This is a genomic window from Streptomyces sp. NBC_01314, from assembly GCF_041435215.1.
In the GTDB taxonomy this organism is placed as follows: Bacteria; Actinomycetota; Actinomycetes; order Streptomycetales; family Streptomycetaceae; genus Streptomyces.
In genome coordinates this window covers 9,070,032-9,089,816 of the sequence record NZ_CP108394.1, presented here as the reverse complement: position 1 = coordinate 9,089,816, position 19,785 = coordinate 9,070,032, and the positions used below count along the sequence as shown (strand labels likewise).

16 protein-coding genes and 1 pseudogene are annotated in these 19,785 nt (G+C 71.1%); 6 read left to right on the top strand and 11 right to left on the bottom strand.

Translation table 11 applies throughout. The features are described from left to right. Window positions 1-87 precede the first annotated feature (87 nt). Window positions 88-1,518 carry an argininosuccinate lyase gene (gene argH / locus OG622_RS39990; protein ID WP_371581530.1) on the bottom strand — a complete coding sequence of 477 codons (1,431 nt, stop codon included), beginning with the start codon at window positions 1,516-1,518 and terminating at the stop codon, window positions 88-90. A 284-nt stretch (window positions 1,519-1,802) separates the two neighbouring features. On the opposite strand from argH, the pseudogene OG622_RS39985 reads away from it, so the two are divergent. From OG622_RS39985 to OG622_RS39965, 5 genes and pseudogenes are all read left to right on the top strand, one after another. After that, window positions 1,803-2,636: pseudogene (locus OG622_RS39985) on the top strand (hypothetical protein); the annotation flags it as partial. 692 nt (window positions 2,637-3,328) lie between these two features. Beyond that, entirely contained in the window at window positions 3,329-3,916 is a 588-nt protein-coding gene (locus tag OG622_RS39980; protein ID WP_371581528.1) for a pyridoxamine 5'-phosphate oxidase family protein, read from the top strand. Window positions 3,917-4,131: 215 nt separating this feature from the next. Beyond that, entirely contained in the window at window positions 4,132-5,469 is a 1,338-nt protein-coding gene (locus tag OG622_RS39975) for a ferric reductase-like transmembrane domain-containing protein (protein ID WP_371584367.1), read from the top strand. Between the two features lie 154 nt (window positions 5,470-5,623). Beyond that, complete coding sequence (locus OG622_RS39970; RefSeq protein ID WP_371581526.1) at window positions 5,624-6,706, top strand: FMN-binding protein; 1,083 nt, start codon at window positions 5,624-5,626, stop codon at window positions 6,704-6,706. 4 nt (window positions 6,707-6,710) lie between these two features. Next, window positions 6,711-7,505 (top strand): FAD:protein FMN transferase, encoded by a 795-nt coding sequence (locus OG622_RS39965; protein WP_371581524.1) that lies wholly within the window; start codon window positions 6,711-6,713, stop codon window positions 7,503-7,505. Between the two features lie 61 nt (window positions 7,506-7,566). On the opposite strand, the gene OG622_RS39960 is transcribed toward OG622_RS39965, so the two are convergent. The 7 genes from OG622_RS39960 to OG622_RS39930 all read right to left on the bottom strand — a co-directional run bounded on the left by OG622_RS39960 (window position 7,567) and on the right by OG622_RS39930 (window position 14,687). Continuing rightward, window positions 7,567-8,103, bottom strand: coding sequence for an arginine repressor (locus OG622_RS39960; protein ID WP_371581522.1), 537 nt, complete (start codon window positions 8,101-8,103; stop codon window positions 7,567-7,569). A gap of 7 nt (window positions 8,104-8,110) precedes the next feature. Further along, window positions 8,111-9,328 carry an acetylornithine transaminase gene (locus tag OG622_RS39955; protein WP_371581521.1) on the bottom strand — a complete coding sequence of 406 codons (1,218 nt, stop codon included), beginning with the start codon at window positions 9,326-9,328 and terminating at the stop codon, window positions 8,111-8,113. Further along, window positions 9,325-10,233: an acetylglutamate kinase gene (gene argB, locus OG622_RS39950; protein WP_371581519.1), complete on the bottom strand. Its 909-nt coding sequence runs from the start codon at window positions 10,231-10,233 to the stop codon at window positions 9,325-9,327. The genes OG622_RS39955 and argB overlap by 4 nt, the downstream gene beginning before the upstream one ends. Continuing rightward, window positions 10,230-11,384, bottom strand: a complete 1,155-nt coding sequence (argJ, locus tag OG622_RS39945) for a bifunctional glutamate N-acetyltransferase/amino-acid acetyltransferase ArgJ (protein ID WP_371581518.1) — start codon at window positions 11,382-11,384, stop codon at window positions 10,230-10,232. Before argJ ends, argB begins: the two co-directional genes overlap by 4 nt. Beyond that, window positions 11,381-12,409 carry an N-acetyl-gamma-glutamyl-phosphate reductase gene (gene argC, locus OG622_RS39940; protein WP_371581517.1) on the bottom strand — a complete coding sequence of 343 codons (1,029 nt, stop codon included), beginning with the start codon at window positions 12,407-12,409 and terminating at the stop codon, window positions 11,381-11,383. The genes argJ and argC overlap by 4 nt, the downstream gene beginning before the upstream one ends. A gap of 148 nt (window positions 12,410-12,557) precedes the next feature. Further along, the gene (locus tag OG622_RS39935) at window positions 12,558-14,081 is read right to left on the bottom strand and encodes a hypothetical protein (protein WP_371581515.1); all 1,524 of its coding nucleotides are present in this window, start codon (window positions 14,079-14,081) and stop codon (window positions 12,558-12,560) included. A 201-nt stretch (window positions 14,082-14,282) separates the two neighbouring features. Beyond that, window positions 14,283-14,687, bottom strand: a complete 405-nt coding sequence (locus OG622_RS39930) for a DUF5997 family protein (RefSeq protein WP_371581514.1) — start codon at window positions 14,685-14,687, stop codon at window positions 14,283-14,285. A gap of 201 nt (window positions 14,688-14,888) precedes the next feature. On the opposite strand from OG622_RS39930, the gene OG622_RS39925 reads away from it, so the two are divergent. Then, window positions 14,889-15,641 (top strand): LysR substrate-binding domain-containing protein, encoded by a 753-nt coding sequence (locus OG622_RS39925; protein WP_371581513.1) that lies wholly within the window; start codon window positions 14,889-14,891, stop codon window positions 15,639-15,641. A 64-nt stretch (window positions 15,642-15,705) separates the two neighbouring features. Here OG622_RS39925 and OG622_RS39920 read toward each other — a convergent pair whose 3' ends face one another. From OG622_RS39920 to OG622_RS39910, 3 genes are all read right to left on the bottom strand, one after another. After that, window positions 15,706-18,189 (bottom strand): alpha-L-arabinofuranosidase C-terminal domain-containing protein, encoded by a 2,484-nt coding sequence (locus tag OG622_RS39920; protein ID WP_371581512.1) that lies wholly within the window; start codon window positions 18,187-18,189, stop codon window positions 15,706-15,708. Window positions 18,190-18,641: 452 nt separating this feature from the next. Then, window positions 18,642-19,217 (bottom strand): histidine phosphatase family protein, encoded by a 576-nt coding sequence (locus OG622_RS39915; RefSeq protein ID WP_371581511.1) that lies wholly within the window; start codon window positions 19,215-19,217, stop codon window positions 18,642-18,644. 106 nt (window positions 19,218-19,323) lie between these two features. Continuing rightward, window positions 19,324-19,770 carry a GNAT family N-acetyltransferase gene (locus OG622_RS39910; protein WP_371581509.1) on the bottom strand — a complete coding sequence of 149 codons (447 nt, stop codon included), beginning with the start codon at window positions 19,768-19,770 and terminating at the stop codon, window positions 19,324-19,326. Window positions 19,771-19,785 lie beyond the last annotated feature (15 nt).

Genomic DNA, 19,785 nt, shown 5'->3' with positions numbered 1-19,785 from the left:
AGGGGCTGCGCCCCTTCGACCCCCCAGGTGCGGGTTCGGTGGGGGCTGGTCGCGCAGTTCCCCGCGCCCCTTTCAGGGCGCTTACCCTCAGCTCTTCTTGGCAGTCGCCCACGCGTGCTGGGCCGCCACGTCCGTCTTGATCTCCGCCAGCTGGATCGCCACCGCGCTCGGGGCCGTACCGCCTCGGCCGTTGCGGGAGGCGAGGGCGCCGGGGACGTTGAGGACCGTGCGGACCTCGGGGGTCAGGTGGGAGGAGATCTTGGCGAACTGGTCGTCCGTCAGGTCGTTGAGCTCCTTGTTCTCGGCCTCGGCGGCCTTGACGCACTCGCCGGCCACCTCGTGTGCGACACGGAAGGGGACGCCCTGCTTGACGAGCCACTCGGCGATGTCGGTGGCGAGGGAGAAGCCGGCGGGGGCCAGTTCCTCCATGCGCTCGCGGTGGACGGTGAGGGTGGCCATCATGCCGGTGAAGGCGGGGAGGAGGATCTCCAGCTGGTCGATGGAGTCGAAGACCGGCTCCTTGTCCTCCTGGAGGTCGCGGTTGTAGGCCAGGGGCAGGGCCTTCAGGGTCGCCATCAGGCCCGTCAGGTTGCCGATCAGGCGGCCGCTCTTGCCGCGCGCCAGCTCCGCGATGTCCGGGTTCTTCTTCTGCGGCATGATCGACGAGCCCGTCGAGAACGCGTCGTGGAGGGTCACGAAGGAGAACTCCTTCGTGTTCCAGATGATGACCTCCTCGGCGATCCGGGAGAGGTTCACACCGATCATCGCGGTGATGAAGGCGAACTCGGCGACGAAGTCACGGGACGCCGTGCCGTCGATGGAGTTGGCCGAGCTGCCGTGCTCGAAGCCGAGATCCTTGGCGACCGCCTCCGGGTCCAGGCCCAGCGAGGAGCCCGCGAGGGCGCCCGAGCCGTACGGAGAGACGGCCGTGCGCTCGTCCCACTGGCGCAGCCGCTCGGCGTCCCGGGACAGGGACTGGGCGTGCGCGAGGACGTGGTGGGCGAAGAGCACGGGCTGGGCGTGCTGGAGGTGCGTGCGGCCGGGCATCGCCGTGTCCGGGTGGGCCTCCGCCAGGCCGATCAGCGCGTCCTGAAGGTCGGCGATCAGGCCGCCGATCGTCCGGGCGTGGTCCCGCAGACACATCCGGAAGAGGGTCGCGACCTGGTCGTTCCGGGACCGGCCGGCACGCAGCTTGCCGCCCAGGTCGGGGCCGAGGCGCTCCAGGAGACCGCGCTCCAGGGCGGTGTGCACGTCCTCGTCGGCGACGGTGCCGACGAACTCGCCCGACGCCACGTCCGCTGCGAGCTGGTTCAGGCCCGCGGTCATCCGGGTCAGCTCGTCCTCGGTGAGCAGGCCCGCCTTGTGCAGCACGCGCGCGTGGGCGCGGGAGCCCGCGATGTCGTACGGGGCCAGCCGCCAGTCGAAGTGCACGGACGCCGACAGCTTCGCCAGGGCCTCGGCGGGACCGTCGGCGAAACGGGCGCCCCAGAGCCGTACGTCACCGCTGTTGCTGCTCACTCGCGTCGCTCCTAGAGAGGGGGTGGATGTGACCGCGGACCTTTTATACGCCTCGGGTGAGTTACACGCCTCGGGCCAGGTCGCGCTCGGCACGGTCTCTCCGCACACTGCGTTCACCGTCATGCATGAGTATGCAGAACACTGCATGAATCGTCAATCTGGGAGAACTTTGAGAGATGCAGAGAAAGGTTTGAACAAACGAAACCGCTTACCCGTAACTCTCCCCGAACGCAGGCGCCGCGTTAGTTCACACAGACCACACCCGACCCGAGTGAGGCATCCGCATGTCCAGGGCTCTTCCGAAGTACAACAAGCGTCGCGTAGGGATCATCGGCGGCGCCGCCGCGGTCGTGCTCTCCGGAGCGGTCATCGCGGGTTCCGCCCTCGCCGGTGAGGGTGCCAACAACAACGGGCAGGACGCCGCGTCCCCCGGCACCATCTCCTGCCCGGCCGTCGAGGGAAGCCTCCCGGCGATCCCCGCCTCCGCGCAGGCCGAGGTCACCAACAACCTCGCCCAGCTGCAGACCCAGATCCAGGAGGCCAACCAGCGCCTCATCGACACGGTCGGCCAGGGCGGCGCCAACTTCGTCCAGAACGCCATCCTCGGCCCGCTGGAGGACAAGCGCGTCGCCGTGCTCAACCGCATCGAGACCGCGATCGGCCGCGCCGCCGCCAAGCCCGAGGGCCTCGAAGCCCTCGCCCCCTGTGAGCTCGTCCAGGGCGGCGCCGCGGGCGCCGGCGAGGCCGCCGAGGCCGGTGCCGGCGCCGAGGCCGGTGCCGAAGCGGGCAACGCCGGTGCCGAGGGCGACGCGGGTGCCGCGGGTGCCGCGGGCACCATCACCTGCCCGGCCGTCGAGGGAAGCCTCCCGGCCATCCCCGCCTCCGCGCAGGCCGAGGTCGACCGCAACCTGGCCCTCCTCGACACGCAGATCGCAGAGGCCAACCAGCGCCTCATCGACACCGTCGGCCAGGGCGGCGCCAACTTCGTCGACAACGCCATCCTCGGCCCGCTGGAGGACAAGCGCGTCGCCACGCTGAACCGCATCGAGACCGCGATCGGCCGCGCCGCCGCCAAGCCCGAGGGCCTCGAAGCCCTCGCCCCCTGCCAGCTCAACGAGGGCGGCGCCGCAGGCGCCGGTGAAGAGGCGGACGCCGGTGCGGCGGCCGGAGCCGGCGAGGAAGCGGGCGCGGGCGAGGCCGGCGCCGAAGCGGGCAACGCCGGTGCCGAGGGCGACGCGGGTGCCGCGGGTGCCGCGGGCACCATCACCTGCCCGGCCGTCGAGGGAAGCCTCCCGGCCATCCCCGCCTCCGCGCAGGCCGAGGTCGACCGCAACCTGGCCCTCCTCGACACGCAGATCGCAGAGGCCAACCAGCGCCTCATCGACACCGTCGGCCAGGGCGGCGCCAACTTCGTCGACAACGCCATCCTCGGCCCGCTGGAGGACAAGCGCGTCGCCACGCTGAACCGCATCGAGACCGCGATCGGCCGCGCCGCCGCCAAGCCCGAGGGCCTCGAAGCCCTCGCCCCCTGCCAGCTCAACCAGTAGTCCGGCAGCTCGAACCGTAGTCCGGCAGCTCAACCATCGATCGTCGGCTCGCCCAGTAGGTGACCGCCCCGATCGATGGTCGACCGGCTCGGTCACCGGTCCGGTGCCACGGTCGGCGGGCCCGGGACGGCCATGGAAGACCTGATTCCGGGTGGATCCCAGCGATGGGGTCCACCCGGAATTCGCGTTTTCGGGCCCAGCTCTTTCAGATCAGAGCCCAATCCCTTAGACAGGCGAAGCGTTACCGTCGATAATCGTTAGACATGGGAAAGACTTACGAGAGCATCGACGGCCGCCTGCGTACGTTCATCGAGGCCCAGCCCCTCTTCTTCACCGCGACCGCGCCGCTGTCCGCCGACGGCACGGTCAACCTCTCCCCCAAGGGCCTGCGGGGTTCCTTCGTGATCCTCGACGAACTGACCGTCGCCTACCTGGACTTCGCGGGGTCCAACGCGGAGACGATCGCGCACCTGCGTGAGAACGGCCGGATCACCCTCATGTGGTGCGCCTTCCAGGGCCCGCCCAACATCGTGCGGGTGCACGGCACGGGTGAGGCCGTCTTCCGCGACGACCCGCGCTTCACCGGACTCCTCGCCCGCTTCCCCGACATCGACCCCACCCCGCACGGCCTGCGCGCCGTCATCGTGGTCCGGGCGGAGCGCATCCGCGACAGCTGCGGGTACGCCGTGCCGTTCATGGCGTACGAGGACGACCGCGACCTGCACGGCAGACGCTTCGCGCGCGAGGACGACGACTCGCTCAGCGCCTACTTCGACTCCAAGGACCACATCGCGACCAGTCTGGACGGACTGCCCGGACTGCCGTTGCCGCTGCCGCCCTCCGGCGCCTGAGCGCCCGTTCGCGTAGCGGGACGAAAGCCGCGCCTCGCGATCGGGGCGGCTGTCGGGCCCGCGGCCGTCACCCGGGACCGCGCGTTCCGCGAGGCAGTTGTTCACTCGGTTGAACACGCGGCACTCCCTGCACGTACGTGTGGGCCAAGGGTCCAGCCCACCACGGAGGAACCGTGTCCACGATCGCCGGAGGTCGCGCAGCGCGCCGCCAGACGATGCGCCGCATCCGACCTCGTCGTTCCCCCGCAGTCCCGTTGCTGATCGCCTTCTGGGCGGGCGCGGCCGCGGTGGTGTGGCTGTGGTGGGACAACACCCCGTCCATCGCGGACCAGGGCAGCAAGATGGTCAACGCCGGGCGGATCACAGGCCTGCTCGGCGGGTACCTGATGGCCCTGGTGGTGCTCCAGATGGCCCGGGTGCCCGCGCTGGAGCGCCGGGTCGGCTCCGACCGGGTGGCCCGCTGGCACGCGATGACCGGCCGCTACACGCTCTGCCTGGTCGTCGCGCACGTCGTCCTCACGATGTACGGGTACGCCCTCCAGGCCGGCCTCACCCACACCGCGATCCTCCAGCAGACGATCGACTCGATCAACCAGCTGCCGGACATGGGCAAGGCCGCCATCGGCACCGGTCTGCTGGTGTTCATCGGGCTCATCTCGATCGGCCCGGTGCGCAAGCGCATCCCGTACGACCTCTGGTACCACACGCACCTGCTGACGTACGCGGCCACGTTCCTGACGTTCTGGCACCAGATCACCACCGGCAACGAGTTCGCCGCCACACCCGCCGCGAAGACCGGCTGGTACGCGCTGTACGGCTCGGTGACCGCGCTGGTGGTCTGGTACCGGATCATGGTCCCGATCAAGCTGAACGTGAAGCACCGGCTGCGGGTCGAGGCGGTCATCGAGGAGTCGCCCGGCATCGTCTCGGTGCTGATGAGCGGACGCAAGCTGCACCGGATGGGCGCGGAGGCCGGGCAGTTCTTCCGCTGGCGGTTCCTCGCGCCGGGCATGCGGTTCAGCTCGCACCCGTACTCGCTGTCGGCGGCGCCCCGGCCCAACATGCTGCGCATCACGGTCAAGGCGATCGGCGACCACAGCTCGGCCCTGCGCGACCTGGAGCCCGGCACCCGCGTGTGGGCCGAGGGCCCGTACGGGGCGCTCACGGCCGGCAAGCGCAGCCGGGGCAAGGTGCTGCTGGTGGCCGGCGGTGTGGGCATCACGCCGATGCGGGCCCTGTTCGAGACGCTGCCCGGCGCGGCCGGTGACCTGACCCTGCTCTACCGGGCCAACACCACCCAGGACCTGGCCCTGTGGGACGAGTTGGCGCAGATCGCGGAGGAGCGCGGGGCGCGCCTGATGTACGCGGTGAACAGCCCGGAGGGCGAACGCCCCGACATCTCGCCGGACTCCCTGCGCCGCAAGATCCCGGACATCGAGAGCCACGACGTCTTCCTGTGCGGGCCGCCCGGCTTCGCCCAGGGCGTCTACGAGGCGCTGCGCGGCGCGGGCGTCCCGACCCGCCGTATCCACCACGAGTCGTTCGAGATGTGAGCGACGGGACCGCTCGCCGCCGGTCCCACCCGCCCGACCGTCCCAGCCGTAGGTCTCCACGACCGCCCCACCCCGACTTCTGCCATGGGTTTCCCACGGGTTCGCCCCACGGGTCTCCCCCGCGAGACTTCACACCTCAGGAGCTGAAGGAGCGATGAAGAAGAGCCACCCCATCCGGCGGACCCTGCTCGCCACCGCCGCCACCGTGTCCGGCATCGTGCTGTTGCTGTCGCTGAAGCCGGCGTCGGACGCCGGATCGGTGCAGGCGGCAGGGGGCGCGCCTTCGGCACAGGGCGGGGTGGCGGCCGGTGCGCAGACCCTGACGGGTACCGCCGTCACGACCGAGTACGGCCCGGTCCAGGTCCGGATCACCGTCAACGGTGGCAAGATCACCAACGCCGAGACCGTGCAGCAGCCCAGTGGCGGCCGTTCCACCCAGATCAGCGGCGACGCCATCCCCAAGCTCAACCAGGCGGCCGTGGCGGCGGGCAGCGCCGACATCGACGCCGTCTCCGGCGCCACCTACACCAGCGCGGGCTACAAGGAGTCCCTCCAGTCCGCCCTGGACCAGGCCGGCAAGGCGCAGGACTCGGGCACCCAGGTACTCACGGGTACCGCCGTCACGACCGACTACGGGCCGGTCCAGGTCCGGATCACGGTCAGCGGCGGCAAGATCACCAAGGCCGAGGCCGTGCAGGCGCCGAGCGGTGGTCGCTCCACCCAGATCACCGGTGACTCGGTGCCGAAGCTCAACCAGGCGGCCGTGGCCGCGGGCAGCGCCGACATCGACGCCGTCTCCGGCGCCACCTACACCAGCGCGGGCTACAAGGAGTCCCTCCAGTCCGCCCTGGACCAGGCCGGCAAGGCGCAGGACTCGGGCACCGAGGTCGAGGCGGGCGGCGACGCGCAGGACACGGGCGGCGACGCCGAGGGTGCCGAGAAGTCCGGGGCCGGGCAGTCGACGGGCACCCAGGTGCTCACCGGCTCCGCCATCAAGACGGACTACGGACCGGTCCAGGTCCGTGTCACGGTCATCGACGGCAAGATCACCAACGCCGAGGCGCTGCAGCAGCCCACCGGCGGTCGCTCCACCCAGATCAGCGGTACCGCCATCCCCAAGCTCAACCAGAACGCCGTCTCGGCAGGGAGCGCTGACATCGATGCTGTCTCGGGCGCCACATACACCAGCGGCGGTTACAAGCAGTCCCTCCAGTCCGCGCTGGACCAGGCCGGCTGATCCGGTGGCCGAACCCGCCGGGGCCGCCGCGCTCTCCCAGCTGCGGCACGCCGAGGAGGTCATGGGCACCGTCTTCTCCTTCGACGTCCGAGGAGGCGAGCCCGCGGCGGTCAGGGCCGCGCTCGACGAGGCGGTGGCCGGACTCCACGCCGTGGACGAGGTGTTCAGCACCTACCGCGAGCACAGTCAGATCTCCCGGCTGGCCCGGGGCGAGGTGACGATCGAGGAGTGCCGTCCCGAGGTCGGCGAGGTGCTCGAACTGTGCGCCGAGGCCGAGCGGTTGAGCGGCGGCTGGTTCAGCGCCACGTACGAGGGCCGCTTCGATCCGACCGGGCTCGTGAAGGGGTGGGCCACCGAACGGGCCGCCCGGCGTCTGGTCGAGGCCGGGGCGACCGGGGTGAGCGTGAACGGGGGCGGTGACGTCCAGTTGTGCGGTGTCCCCGGACCCGAGCGGCCGTGGCGCGTCGGCGTGGCCGATCCCCTCCGCCCCGGGGGCCTCGCCGCCGTCGTCACCGCAGCCGGTGCCGACCGCCTCGCCGTGGCCACCTCCGGCACGGCCGAGCGCGGCGCCCACATCGTCGACCCGCGCACCGGTAGGTCCGCCGTGACGGACCTGGTCTCGGTGACGGTCGTCGCCCCCCGTCTGACCTGGGCGGACTGCTGGGCGACCGCGGCCTTCGCGATGGGGTCCCGTGAGGGCCTGGCCTGGCTGGAGTCCCTGGACGACACGGAGGCACTGCTCATCACGGCGGGCGACGAGGTCCGCTGCACGGGAGGGTTGGCCCGGCGGCTGGGCTGACCGGGGGCGTTCCCCTCACGCCTGCGGTCGTCGTCCTCGCGAAGCACCCCCTCAGTGCCCCTCAGTGCCCGTTCTGTGCCAACCGCAGCAGGTGATCGGCCAACGCCTGCCCGCCCAGGGGATCCCGGCTGATCAACAGCAACGTGTCGTCACCGGCGATGGTCCCCAGGATGTCGTGCAGCTCCGCCTGGTCGATGGCCGAGGCCAGGAACTGGGCCGCCCCCGGCGGCGTACGCAGAACCACCAGGTTCGCCGAAACCTCCGCGGAGATCAGCAGCTCCGCGGAGAGCCGCCGCATCCGCTCCTCCTTCGCCGACTCCCCCAGCGGCGCCCGAGGGGTGCGGAAGCCCCCCTCGCTCGGCACCGCGTAGATCAGGTCGCCGTCGGTGTTGCGGATCTTCACCGCGTTCAGCTCGTCCAGGTCCCGGCTGAGCGTCGCCTGCGTGACACTCAGCCCGTCGTCGGACAGCAGCTTCGCCAACTGGCTCTGCGACCGCACAGGTTGCCGGTTGAGGATGTCCACGATCCGCCGGTGGCGTGCGGTGCGGGTCTGTGGCACGGCGGGCCCCGCCTGGTCGTGCTCCTGCGCCTGGCTCATCGTCGTCTCATTCCCCGGCTCGTCCGTCCCCACTGGCTTCGTGCGCCGCCCGCGCCGCGTCGAGGATGCCGGGCAGCGCCTGGAGGAGGGCATCCACGTCCGCGTCCCCGATGGTGAGCGCGGGCATCAGCCGTACGACCTCGGGGGCGGGCGCGTTCACCAGGAAACCGGCGTCCTGCGCGGCCTGTTGCGCCAGGGGCGCGAGCGGCTCGGTGAGCACGATACCCAGCAGGAGGCCCGCACCACGGACATGGTCGATCATCGGGTCGCCGAGGGACTCGATTCCGTCGCGCAGCTTCTCGCTCTGCCGCTTGACGTTCTCCAGCAGGCCCTCGGCCCGGATGGTCTCCAGGACGGCGAGTCCGGCGGCGCAGGCGACCGGGTTGCCGCCGAACGTGGTGCCGTGCTGGCCGGGCTGGAGCAGGTCGGCGGCCCGGCCGAAGGCGACGGTCGCCCCGAGCGGCAGTCCGCCGCCGAGCCCCTTGGCGAGGGTGACGACGTCCGGCAGGACGCCCTCGTGCGCCTGGTACTCGAACCAGTGCCCGGTCCGGCCGACGCCGGTCTGCACCTCGTCGAGGACCAGCAGCGAGCCGGTCGCGGCCGTGATGGCCCGCGCGGCCTTCAGATAGCCGGCCGGCGGGACCACGACGCCCTTCTCGCCCTGGACGGGCTCGATGATGACGAGGGCCGTCTCCTCGGTGACCGCGGCGGCCAGGGCCTGCGCGTCGCCGTACGGGACGTGGGTGACGTCGCCGGGCAGCGGGTGGAAGCCGGTCTGCTTGCCGGGCTGGCCGGTGAGGGCGAGGGCGCCCATGGTCCGGCCGTGGAAGCCGCCCTCGGTGGCGACCATGTGGGTCCGCCCGGTCAGCCGGCCGATCTTGAAGGCGCCCTCGTTGGCCTCGGCACCCGAGTTGCAGAAGAAGACCTTGCCGTCGCGGCCGAAGTGCTCGAGAAGCCGTTCGGCGAGGGCGATGGGCGGTTCGGCGATGAACAGGTTGGAGACATGGCCGAGGGAGGCGATCTGGGTGCTGACGGCCTCGACGATCGCCGGGTGGGCGTGGCCGAGCGCGTTGACCGCGATACCGCCGACGTAGTCGACGTACTCCTTGCCGTCGGCGTCCCACACCCTGGTGCCCGCGCCGCGGACGAGCGACAGCTTCGGGGTGCCGTAGTTGTTCATGAGCGAGCCCTGCCACCGCTGGGTCAGCTCGTCGTTGGCGGTCATACAGCGTCCCCCTCTTCCGCATCTGGCACGACCATCGTGCCGATGCCCTCGTCGGTGAAGATCTCCAGCAGGATCGAGTGCTGGACCCGGCCGTCGATGACGCGGGCGTTCTGGACGCCGTTGCGTACGGCGTGCAGGCAGCCCTGCATCTTCGGCACCATGCCGGAGGACAGCTCCGGCAGCAGCTTCTCCAGCTGGGAAGCGGTGAGGCGGCTGATCACCTCGTCGCTGTTGGGCCAGTCCTCGTAGAGGCCCTCGACGTCCGTGAGGACCATGAGGGTCTCGGCGTCCAGAGCAGCAGCGAGTGCCGCAGCCGCCGTATCAGCATTGACGTTGTAGACATGGTGGTCGTCCTGGCTACGGGCGATCGACGAGACGACCGGGATGCGGCCGTCGGCGAGCAGTGCCTCGATCGCGCCCGTGTCGATCGCGGTGATCTCGCCCACCCGCCCGATGTCGACCAGTTCGCCGTCGATCTCGGGCTGGTGCTTGGTGGCGGTGATGGTGTGCGCGTCCTCACCGGTCAGTCCGACGGCGAGCGGCCCGTGCTGGTTGAGCAGCCCGACCAGCTCGCGCTGCACCTGTCCGGCGAGCACCATGCGTACGACGTCCATGGCGTCCTCGGTGGTGACGCGCAGACCGGCCTTGAACTCGCTGACGATGCCGTGTCTGTCGAGGGCGGCGCTGATCTGCGGGCCGCCGCCGTGCACGACGACCACGTTGAGGCCGGCCTGCCGCAGGAAGACGACGTCCTGGGCGAAGGCGGCCTTCAGGTCCTCGTCGATCATGGCGTTCCCGCCGAATTTGATGACGACCGTCTTGCCGCTGTGGCGGGTCAGCCAGGGCAGCGCTTCGATGAGGATGCGGGCTTTCGGGAGGGCGGTGTGCTTCCGCGTGGCACTCATGAGGAGTACGCGCTGTTCTCGTGGACGTAGTCGGCGGTGAGGTCGTTGGTCCAGATGGTGGCGGTCTCGGACCCGGCGGCGAGGTCGGCGACGATGTGCACCTCGCGGTAGCGCATGTCGACGTTGTCGCGGTCCTCGCCGACGCCGCCGTTCTTGCACACCCAGACGCCGTTGATGGCGACGTTGAGCCGGTCGGGCTCGAAGGCGGCCTGCGTGGTGCCGATGGCGGACAGCACCCGTCCCCAGTTGGGGTCCTCGCCGTGGATGGCGCACTTGAGGAGGTTGTTGCGGGCGATGGAGCGGCCCACCTCGACGGCGTCGTCCTCGGTCGCGGCGTTGACGACCTCGACCTTGATGTCCTTGCCGGCGCCCTCGGCGTCCCGGATCAGCTGCTGTCCGAGGTCGTCGCACACCGCGCGCACGGCTTCCGCGAACTCGTCGTAGTCCGGGGCCACTCGGGAGGCCCCGGAGGCGAGCAGCAGCACGGTGTCGTTGGTGGACATGCAGCCGTCGGAGTCGACGCGGTCGAAGGTGACCCTGGTGGCGGCCCGCAGGGCCCTGTCCAGGGTCTCGCTGTCGAGGTCGGCGTCGGTGGTGAGGACGACGAGCATGGTGGCGAGGCCGGGAGCGAGCATGCCCGCGCCCTTGGCCATGCCGCCGACGGTCCAGCCGTTCTTGGAGACGACGGACGTCTTGTGCACGGTGTCGGTGGTCTTGATGGCGATGGCGGCCTTCTCACCACCGTGCTCGGAGAGCTGCGCGGCGGCCGTCCCGACACCCGGCAGCAGCTTGTCCATCGGCAGGTGTACGCCGATGAGGCCGGTGGAGGCGACGGCGATCTCGCCCGCGTTGTGCCCGTCGAGGACCTCCGCGACCTTCTCGGCGGTCGCGTGCGTGTCCTGGAAGCCCTTGGGGCCCGTGCAGGCGTTGGCGCCACCGGAGTTGAGGATGACGGCGGAGACCTGGCCGCCCTTCAGCACCTGCTCGGACCAGAGGACCGGAGCGGCCTTCACACGGTTGGAGGTGAAGACGCCCGCGGCGGCGAGGCGGGGCCCGTTGTTGACCACGAGGGCCAGGTCCGGGTTGCCGTTCCCTTTGATTCCGGCGGCGATGCCCGCCGCCGTGAATCCCTTGGCTGCCGTCACGCTCACGGTGCGACTCCGATCGTGGAAAGCCCCGTCGTCTCGTGGAGTCCGAGGGCGATGTTCATGCTCTGGAGGGCGCCACCGGCGGTGCCCTTGGTGAGGTTGTCGATGGCGCTGATCGCGATGATGCGGCCCGCGGCCTCGTCGTACGCGACCTGCACCTGAACGGCGTTGGAACCGTAGACGGACGCCGTGGCGGGCCACTGTCCCTCGGGGAGCAGATGGACGAACGGCTCGTCGGCGAAGGCCTTCTCGTACGCGGCGCGCACGGAGTCGGCGGTGACGCCGGGCCTCGCCTTCGCGCTGCACGTGGCGAGGATGCCGCGGGGCATCGGGGCGAGGGTCGGGGTGAAGGACACGGAGACCGGCCCGTCGGCGACCCCGCCGAGGTTCTGCATCATCTCGGGGGTGTGCCGGTGGCCGCCGCCGACGCCGTACGGGGTCATCGACCCCATGACCTCGCTGCCCAGCAGGTTCGCCCGGGGCGCCTTGCCCGCGCCGGAGGTGCCGGAGGCGGCGACGATCACGGCCTCGCTCTCGGCGAGGCCCGCCGCGTACGCCGGGAACAGGGCCAGCGTCACGGCCGTGGGGTAGCAACCGGGTACCGCGATGCGCCTGGACCCCTCCAGCGTGGCGCGGGCACCCGGCAGTTCGGGGAGGCCGTAGGGCCAGGTACCGGCGTGGGGCGAGCCGTAGAACCGCTCCCAGTCCGCCGGGTCCTTGAGCCGGAAGTCGGCACCCATGTCGACGACGAGCACGTCCGGGCCGAGCTGCTCGGCCACGGCGGCGGACTGCCCGTGCGGCAGCGCGAGGAACACCACCTCGTGCCCGGCGAGGACCTCGGCGGTCGTCTCCTGGAGCACCCGGTCGGCCAGGGGCAGCAGATGCGGCTGGAGCCCGCCCAGGCGCTGGCCCGCGTTGGAGTTGCCGGTCAGTGCACCGATCTCGACCTCGGGGTGCGCGAGCAGCAGGCGCAGCACTTCGCCGCCCGCATAACCACTCGCTCCTGCCACCGCCACGCGTACCGCCATGGAACCCTCCTCTTGGATGGCATGACTATACGTTTCCATGCACGTTTATGCAATCCGAGAAGATCCGACAAGAGGGGGTCGCCCGCCGCACACCGGTCGGCGGGCGCTCGGCACCGGTGACGCCGACTGGAGCACGGCCGGAGCACCGCTAGGACAGCAATCCCCTCGTCAGCCTCTCCATGAGGGCGGATGGGAGCGACGGGTTGGCGGCCGCGGCTTCCGCCACCTGTGGGTCGGTGTCGGTGAGCAGGTCCGTGATGACCTCGGGCGGGAGTGCGGGGTGACCGGCGGCGATCGGTTTCGCCCGTTCGTCCGCCAGGCAGGCGAGAAGCGCCGGGGCCGTCGCGTGGGGGTGCCGGGCGATCTCGCGGAAAGCCCTTCGCGCGGGGGGCCTGTGCCGGGACAGGTGCTCCAGCAGTGCGGGGGTGGCGTCCGGGTTGGCCGCCACCCCGGCGATGACCTGGACCCCGTGCCGATCGATCATGGCCCGCGACCGCGCTTCGGAGAGGCCGGGGTGCGGGGCTATGGACTTGGCCACCTTGGCGTCGGGGTCGTCGGCCAGCGCGTCACGGATCGCGGCCGGCAGATCACGCCGTCGCGCCAGGAGCATCCGTACGACCGCGTGCGGTGACCGCGCCAGTTCCTCGACCTCGGCGGCCGTGGCGGAGGCGATCCGCGGCAGGAGGGTGCCGCCGATCCTGGTGGTGGCGGCCAGGCGGGTGAGCGCGTCGAGCGGCACCCGCGGGTTGTGCGCGAGCCCGCGCCGAACGTCGGGGGAGGCGTCGTCGGCCAGCGCGCGGATCAGGGTGTCGTCGATCGCGGGGTTCTCGGCGAGGTCGGCACGGGCACCGGGCGTGGGATCCACGGCGAGCCGCGCGTACGCCTCCGGGGGCAGACCGGGACGGGCGGCGAGCACCCACCGCAGCCGCATCGACGGGTGGTCGGCGAAGCCCGCGACCGCCTGGGCCGGTGTGGCCGGGTTCTCCAGGGCCGCCCACAGCATGTCGTGCGCGGTGGATTCGTGGGAGCCGTCGCAGGAGGCGCCCGGCCGCAGATCGCAGTCGGGCCGCACGCAGTCCGGGCTGTGCGTGAACGGCGGCTCCTCGCGGTCGCAGACCAGGCAGCGCCGCGCGGGCGGCAGCCCCTCGCCGCTGACGAGCGCCGCCAGCACGTCCGGCGGCGTCGCCTCGTTGACCGCCACGGCCCGGCGGACCTCGGCGTGCGGATGTTCCGCGAGCCGGGCGGCCACGTCCGACGCGGCCCACAGGGCGAGTTCCGCGACGACCCGTACGTCCGGGTCCGCGGCGAGTGTCTCCACCACCTCCGGAGGCAGGCCGGGGCAGGAAGCCAGCTTCTCCCGGTGCTCGACCTCCGGATCCGCCGCGAGGAGGCGAGCCCACTCCGGGGGGCCGACGCCCTCGTCGAGCAGGGCCAGGGCGACGCGCGGCTGTGCCGTGGGATCGACGTCAGCGGCGGTCAGTCTGCCCGTGTACGCCAGCAGCACACCGTTCCCCTCGTCCCGCGAGGCCAGCGTGACCGCCTGAACCCGGCTGAGGTCGGCACGGCCGGCGAGGTCGTGGTCGACGTCGGCGTCCGCCACCGCGATCAGCCGGTCGACCAGCTCGGACGGCAGGGCGGGGTTGGCGGCGAGTCCGCACAGGAGATGGTTCACGCAGGGCATCCTGCCCGGCCCTCCGGCCGCGCGGCTCATGGATTTTCGCCGGACGACAGTCATGGCGGGCGGCTCGGGCGGGCGGCTCGGGCGGGCGGCTCGGGCGGGCGGCTCGCCCGAGGCGGGCGTTCAATTCGCCGGGTGCGGGCGTTCAGTTGGCCAGGTGCCGCCGAGTGTCCCGGCGGAACTCGGTGGACCGGGTCAGGAACGGCGGTCGTCCGACTGGGCCGACCGCTCCGCTTCGCGCTGCTTGAGGCGGGCGCCTTCCTTGCGGACCTCGGCCTGGGTGGCGCGCTCCTTCCGCAGCCACTCGGGGCTGTCCTGCCTCAGCGCCTCGATCTGCTCGGTGGTGAGGGCCTCGGTGACTCCGCCGCGCGCGAGCCCGGCGATGGAGACGCCCAGCCTCTCGGCGACCACCGGGCGGGGGTGCGGGCCGTTGCGGCGCAGTTCCTCCAGCCAGGCGGGCGGGTCCGTCTGGAGCGCGGTCAGCTCGGCGCGCGTGACGACGCCCTCCTGGAACTCGGCGGGGGTGGCCTGGAGGTACACACCCAGCTTCTTCGCCGCGGTGGCGGGCTTCATGGTCTGGGTGGTCTGGTGCGACGTCATGAGGTCAAGGGTATCGACCATGTGCCCGACCGCCGACCACGACCGCCGACCGGGCCGTCGCCGCACCCGTGGCAGACGCCGTACCCATGACCGTCCACCGGCCGTCGCCGGCACCAGGCCGTCGCCGTACCGTGGCCGACGACCGGGGATCTGGCCGCCCGCGATGACCGAGCCCGTGTCCCCGCCCGTTAGCCTGGTCATGTGACAGGTTCGGAAGCATCCCCTTCGTTCCGGCTCGCGTACGTCCCGGGAGTGACGCCCACCAAGTGGGTGCGGATCTGGAACGAGCGGTTGCCCGACGTCCCCCTGACCCTCCTCCAGGTGTCCGCCACCGAGGCGTTCGGCGTGCTGCGGGGCGGCGGTGCCGACGCCGGTTTCGTACGGCTGCCGGTGGACGACACCGACCTCAGCGCGATCCCCCTCTACACCGAGACCACGGTGGTCGTGGTCCCCAAGGACCACGTCGTCGCGGCGGTCGACGAGGTGAGCGCCGAGGACCTGGCGGACGAGGTCGTGCTGCATCCGCTCGACGACACCCTCGACTGGGAGCGTCCGCCGGGAGAGCCGGCGTTCGAGCGTCCCGCCACCACGGTGGACGCGATCGAACTGGTGGCGGCCGGGATCGGGCTGCTCGTCGTCCCGCAGTCGCTCGCCCGGCTCCATCACCGCAAGGACCTCACCTACCGCCCGGTCACGGACGCCCCCGAGTCCCGCATCGCCCTGTGCTGGCCGCAGGACGCGACCACCGACCTGGTCGAGGACCTCATCGGCATCGTCCGGGGCCGCACGGTCAACAGCTCACGCGGCCGTGCCAAGGCCCCGGAGGAGAAGCAGCCCCCGAAGGCCAAGCACCCGCGCCGGCCCACGACGGGCAAGCCGACCGCCCGAAACCCCCGCAGCGGCAAGAACCCGAAGAGCGGCGGCAAGGCCGGAAAGCCCCGCCGCCGCTCCTGAGCCGGCGGCCCCTGACGGGGCCGCCGGTCCGACCTGGCTCACCGACCCCGGGCCGCCCCGAACATCACCGCTCTCTGATCCGCAGGAACGTCACAGAGTTGGCCGGAAACGTGTAGCTGAACTCCCCGGCCACCCCGCTGAACGTGGACGTCACCGGCGCAACAGGCGTGGCCGTCTCCGTGTTCACCGCGTCCGGCGCAGCCGAAAGCGTGGTCACCCGGGCCTTGGAGCGCACCTTCGCATCCCCGAGGTCGATCGCCGTACGCGCCGCCGAGGCCTGCGCGTTGACGACCTTGACGATGAGCTCACCCGTCTCGGCGTCACGCGTCACCACCTGCCGGAACGGCTCCGCCGGCTTGTCGTCGGTGAAGCTGCCCCACTCCTTGCCGTCGAGGAGCAGGGTCACCTGCCGCCCCCGCACCTTGACCTCGACGTCGTACGTGCGGCCCGTCTCGATCGTGCCCGGCTTGGAGATCAGCGAGGACTTGCCGCCGTCCACGGCCTGCTCGACCGCGCTGGTGGTGTTGTTCCAGCCGCCGAGGTTCCACCAGTAGTAGTTGCCCGTGTCCTTGACACCGAAGGCGACGAGGAAGCCCTCCTTGCCGGACTTCTTGGTGGCCTTCACCTTCAGGTCGTAGTCGTGCCAGGCGGTGTCACCGGCCGAGACCATGGTGTTCTCGGCGGCCACGTCGGTCTGCACGTACTGTCCGTCCTGGATGCTCCAGCTGCCCCTGCCGGTGTGGGTCCACTTCGAGGCGTCACCGCCGAAGTCGTCGGTGAGCAGGCTCGCGCCGTCCGCCGAGGTCACCTTCACGTCGTCGTACGCCGCCGTCGTCGCCCAGGTGGAGAGACCGACGGCTCCGGTGATCGGGCCGGAGAGGGCCGGCGTGCCGGTGGCCGTCGACGGCACGACGCGGTCCCCGACGTTGTTCATGAAGAGCTTCTGGGTCTCGTAGTTGGCGGAGTTCCACGACGCCTGGTTGTTGAACCAGATCATGTCGGGGCTCCACTGCACGTAGTCCTCGTTGGCGAGGAGCGGCGCGTAGGAGGCGAGCTTCACGATGTCGGCGTTGCGCTCCAGGCCGGTCATGAAAGCGGCTTCGGAGAGGGCGTTCTTGAAGGCGTTGCCCTGGGAGGCGTACTCGCCGAGGAAGACCTTCGGGCCGCTTCGGTCGTAGGAGTCGTAGCGGTCGTTGTTCTGGAGGAACCACTGCGGGCTGTTGTAGTAGTGCTCGTCGACCAGGTCGACGTTCGCCTCGCGGTTCAGCTTCCACGCGGTGTCGAAGGTGGTGCCCGTGTCGTCGGGGCCGGAGTTCGAGACCACCGTGATGTCGGGGTACTTCGCCTCGATGGCGGCCCGGAACTTCTGGAAGCGGGCGAAGAACTCGTTCGGCAGGTTCTCCTCGTTGCCGACGCCGAGATGGGTGAGGTGGAAGGGCTCCGGGTGGCCCATCTGCGCCCGCTTCTTGCCCCATTCGCTGGTCACGGGCCCGTTGGCGAACTCGATGAGGTCGAGAGTGTCCTGGATGTGCCGCTGGAGCAGGGCCTCGTCGTCGGTGGCCCTGTTCTGGCCGCAGCCGGTGACGAGGGCGGGCACCACGGGCAGCGGCATCGCGCCGATGTCCTCGGAGAACTGGAAGTACTCGTAGTAGCCGAGGCCGTAACTCTGGTTGTAGCCCCAGAAGTTGGAGTTCGTGGCGCGCGTCTCGACCGGGCCGATGGTGTCCTTCCACTGGTACGAGCGCTTGCGCTCCCAGTTCGAGGCCGCGCTGTAGTCCTGCATGGAGCCGGTGTTGACGAGGCAGCCGCCGGGGAAGCGGACGAAGCCCGGCTTCAGCGCGGCGATCTTCTCCGCGAGGTCCTCACGCAGACCGTTCTTGTGGCCCTTGTAGGTGTCGCGCGGGAAGAGGGAGACCTCGTCGAGGGCGGCGGCGCCGGCGGAGGAGACGGTCAGACGGCCGTCGGAGCTGGTCCGCGTCGCCTTGAAACGGGCCTTGTACTTGGCCCAGCCGCCGTTGACCGCGACCTGGTGGGCCTCGGCCAGCGTGCCGTCGGCGTCCTGGAGGGTGACGGTCAGCGTCGTACGGCTCTCGGCGCGCGCCCACACCGAGAAGTTGTACCTCTTGCCCTCTTCGACGCGGACCCCCGTGTTGTAGCCGGCGTTGGTGACGGAGGCACCGGCGCCCAAGGAGAGGTAGTTGCGGTTGCGCTCGTTGAGGCGGCCGGTGTCGTTCACCACCTGCGCGGTGCCGTCGACGGACCAGGAGGTGAGAGGGGTGTAGGCACGGTTGTCGGCGGTCGAGTACTCGAAGGACCGGTTCTGCACGAGTTCGGCGTACAGACCGCCGTCGGCGGCCCGGTTGATGTCCTCGAAGAAGACGCCGTACATCGTGTCGTCGATCTTCGCGCCGTCGGCGGACGGGTCGACGGTGATCGCATAGTCGGTGACGTCCTCGGCGTGCGCGGGGGCCGGGACGGAGGCGGTCGCCACCAGGAAGGCGGTGGCGGTGAGGCCGAGTCTCCAACGGGTGCGGGTGCTGCGTGACATGGATACTCCGCGGCTCGGGTGAGGTCTGGCGTAGTTCGAAATATCAGACAATGATCAGCACATCGAACGGCAACATAGGGAGGTGACCGAGACAGCGTCAACGGGTCGCACAGCACCGAAAGTGTCGGAAGTGAAGGACGGGTGGATGCTTTCCTGCCAGTTCCCGATGCACCGGCGCACCTCCCCGGAGGGTGGCGGGTCCAGCGGTCCGTGCGGGGTCCCGCGAGCGGGCGGAAGGGGAGGTCACGGGGACGTCCGTTTTCAGCCAGTCGGGCGCCGGCGGTCTCCTCCACCGGGAACCTGAACTTTCACCTGGCGAAGCGTCCCCGCACCCCTCCGATCGCGCCGGTCACGCCGGTCACGCCGGTCACGCCGGTCACGCCGGTCACGCCGGTCACGCCGGTCACACACACGAACGCAGGCGAACGCAGGCGTCGAGAGCTTGGGCCGACCTACTGCGCGGTCCCCAGCCGCAGGTTCCAGCGGCCCGCGTGGCCCGCGACCGTGACCGTCGACAAGGGGCGGATGTCCATGTTCCAGTACGACGACGGCGGGGCCTTGAGCGCGTAGACGAGGGCGGCGCGCAGCACGGACGGCTCGGCCACGGCGACGATACGGCCGCCCTCGCCCACGGGTCGGGTTTCGAGCCAGTCGCCTATGCGGGAGATGAAGGCGATCAGCGACTCGCCGCCGTGCGGATTGGAGCGCGGGTCGGCGAGCCAGGCGTCCACGGCCGAGGGCTCCCGGGCCATGGCCTCGCCGAGCGTGAAGCCGCGCCAGCGGCCCATGTCGCAGTCCCGAAGCGCGGGCTGGCCCAGCGGCGCGTAGCCGAGGGCGTCACCGGTGGCCCGGCTGCGGGGTGTGGGTGAGCAGTAGCGCAGCTCGGCCGCCGCCAGCGGCACCAGCTCATGGGCGACGCGCTGCACTTCGTCCCAGCCGGCCTGGTCCAGCGGCCGGTCGTCCTCGAAACGCTCCGCGAGCAGCGAGGAGCAGCGCGCGGCGGCGACGAACGTGACCCGAAATGGCATGCCGCGATGGTGGAACGGTGGACTGCGCAGGTCAAGAGGCGTCACTCAGGAGTTACCCGGGGTATCCGCCGCTCACCGCGGGTACTCGTCGCCGCACCCGGCACCCTCATTCGAACACGAGCGCCATCCACTGGTCCGGCTTGGCGAGCGGCTCGAACCCGAGCTTCGCGTAGACGCCGTGCGCGTCGTGCGTGGCGAGCAGGACGCGCCGCAGCCCGTACGTCCGCAGGTGCTCGCGCACTGCCGCGACCAGGGCGGTGCCCAGCCCCTTTCCGCGCGCCGACGGGTCGACGTACACATCGCAGAGCCACGCGAACGTGGCCCGGTCGGTCACCACCCGCGCGTACGCCACCTGCTCCCCCGAACCCGCCTCGTACACCCCGAAGTTGAGGGATCCGCGGATCGCACTCTCGTGCTTCTCGCGGGAGCGATCGAGGGCCCAGTACGCGTCGGTGGACAGCCAGTGGTGGACCCGTCCGACGTCGATGCGGTCGGGGTCGTCGGACATCTCGTAGCCCTCGGGCAGGCCGGGCAGGGTCGACTCGTCGCTCATGGCTGGACGCTCGCA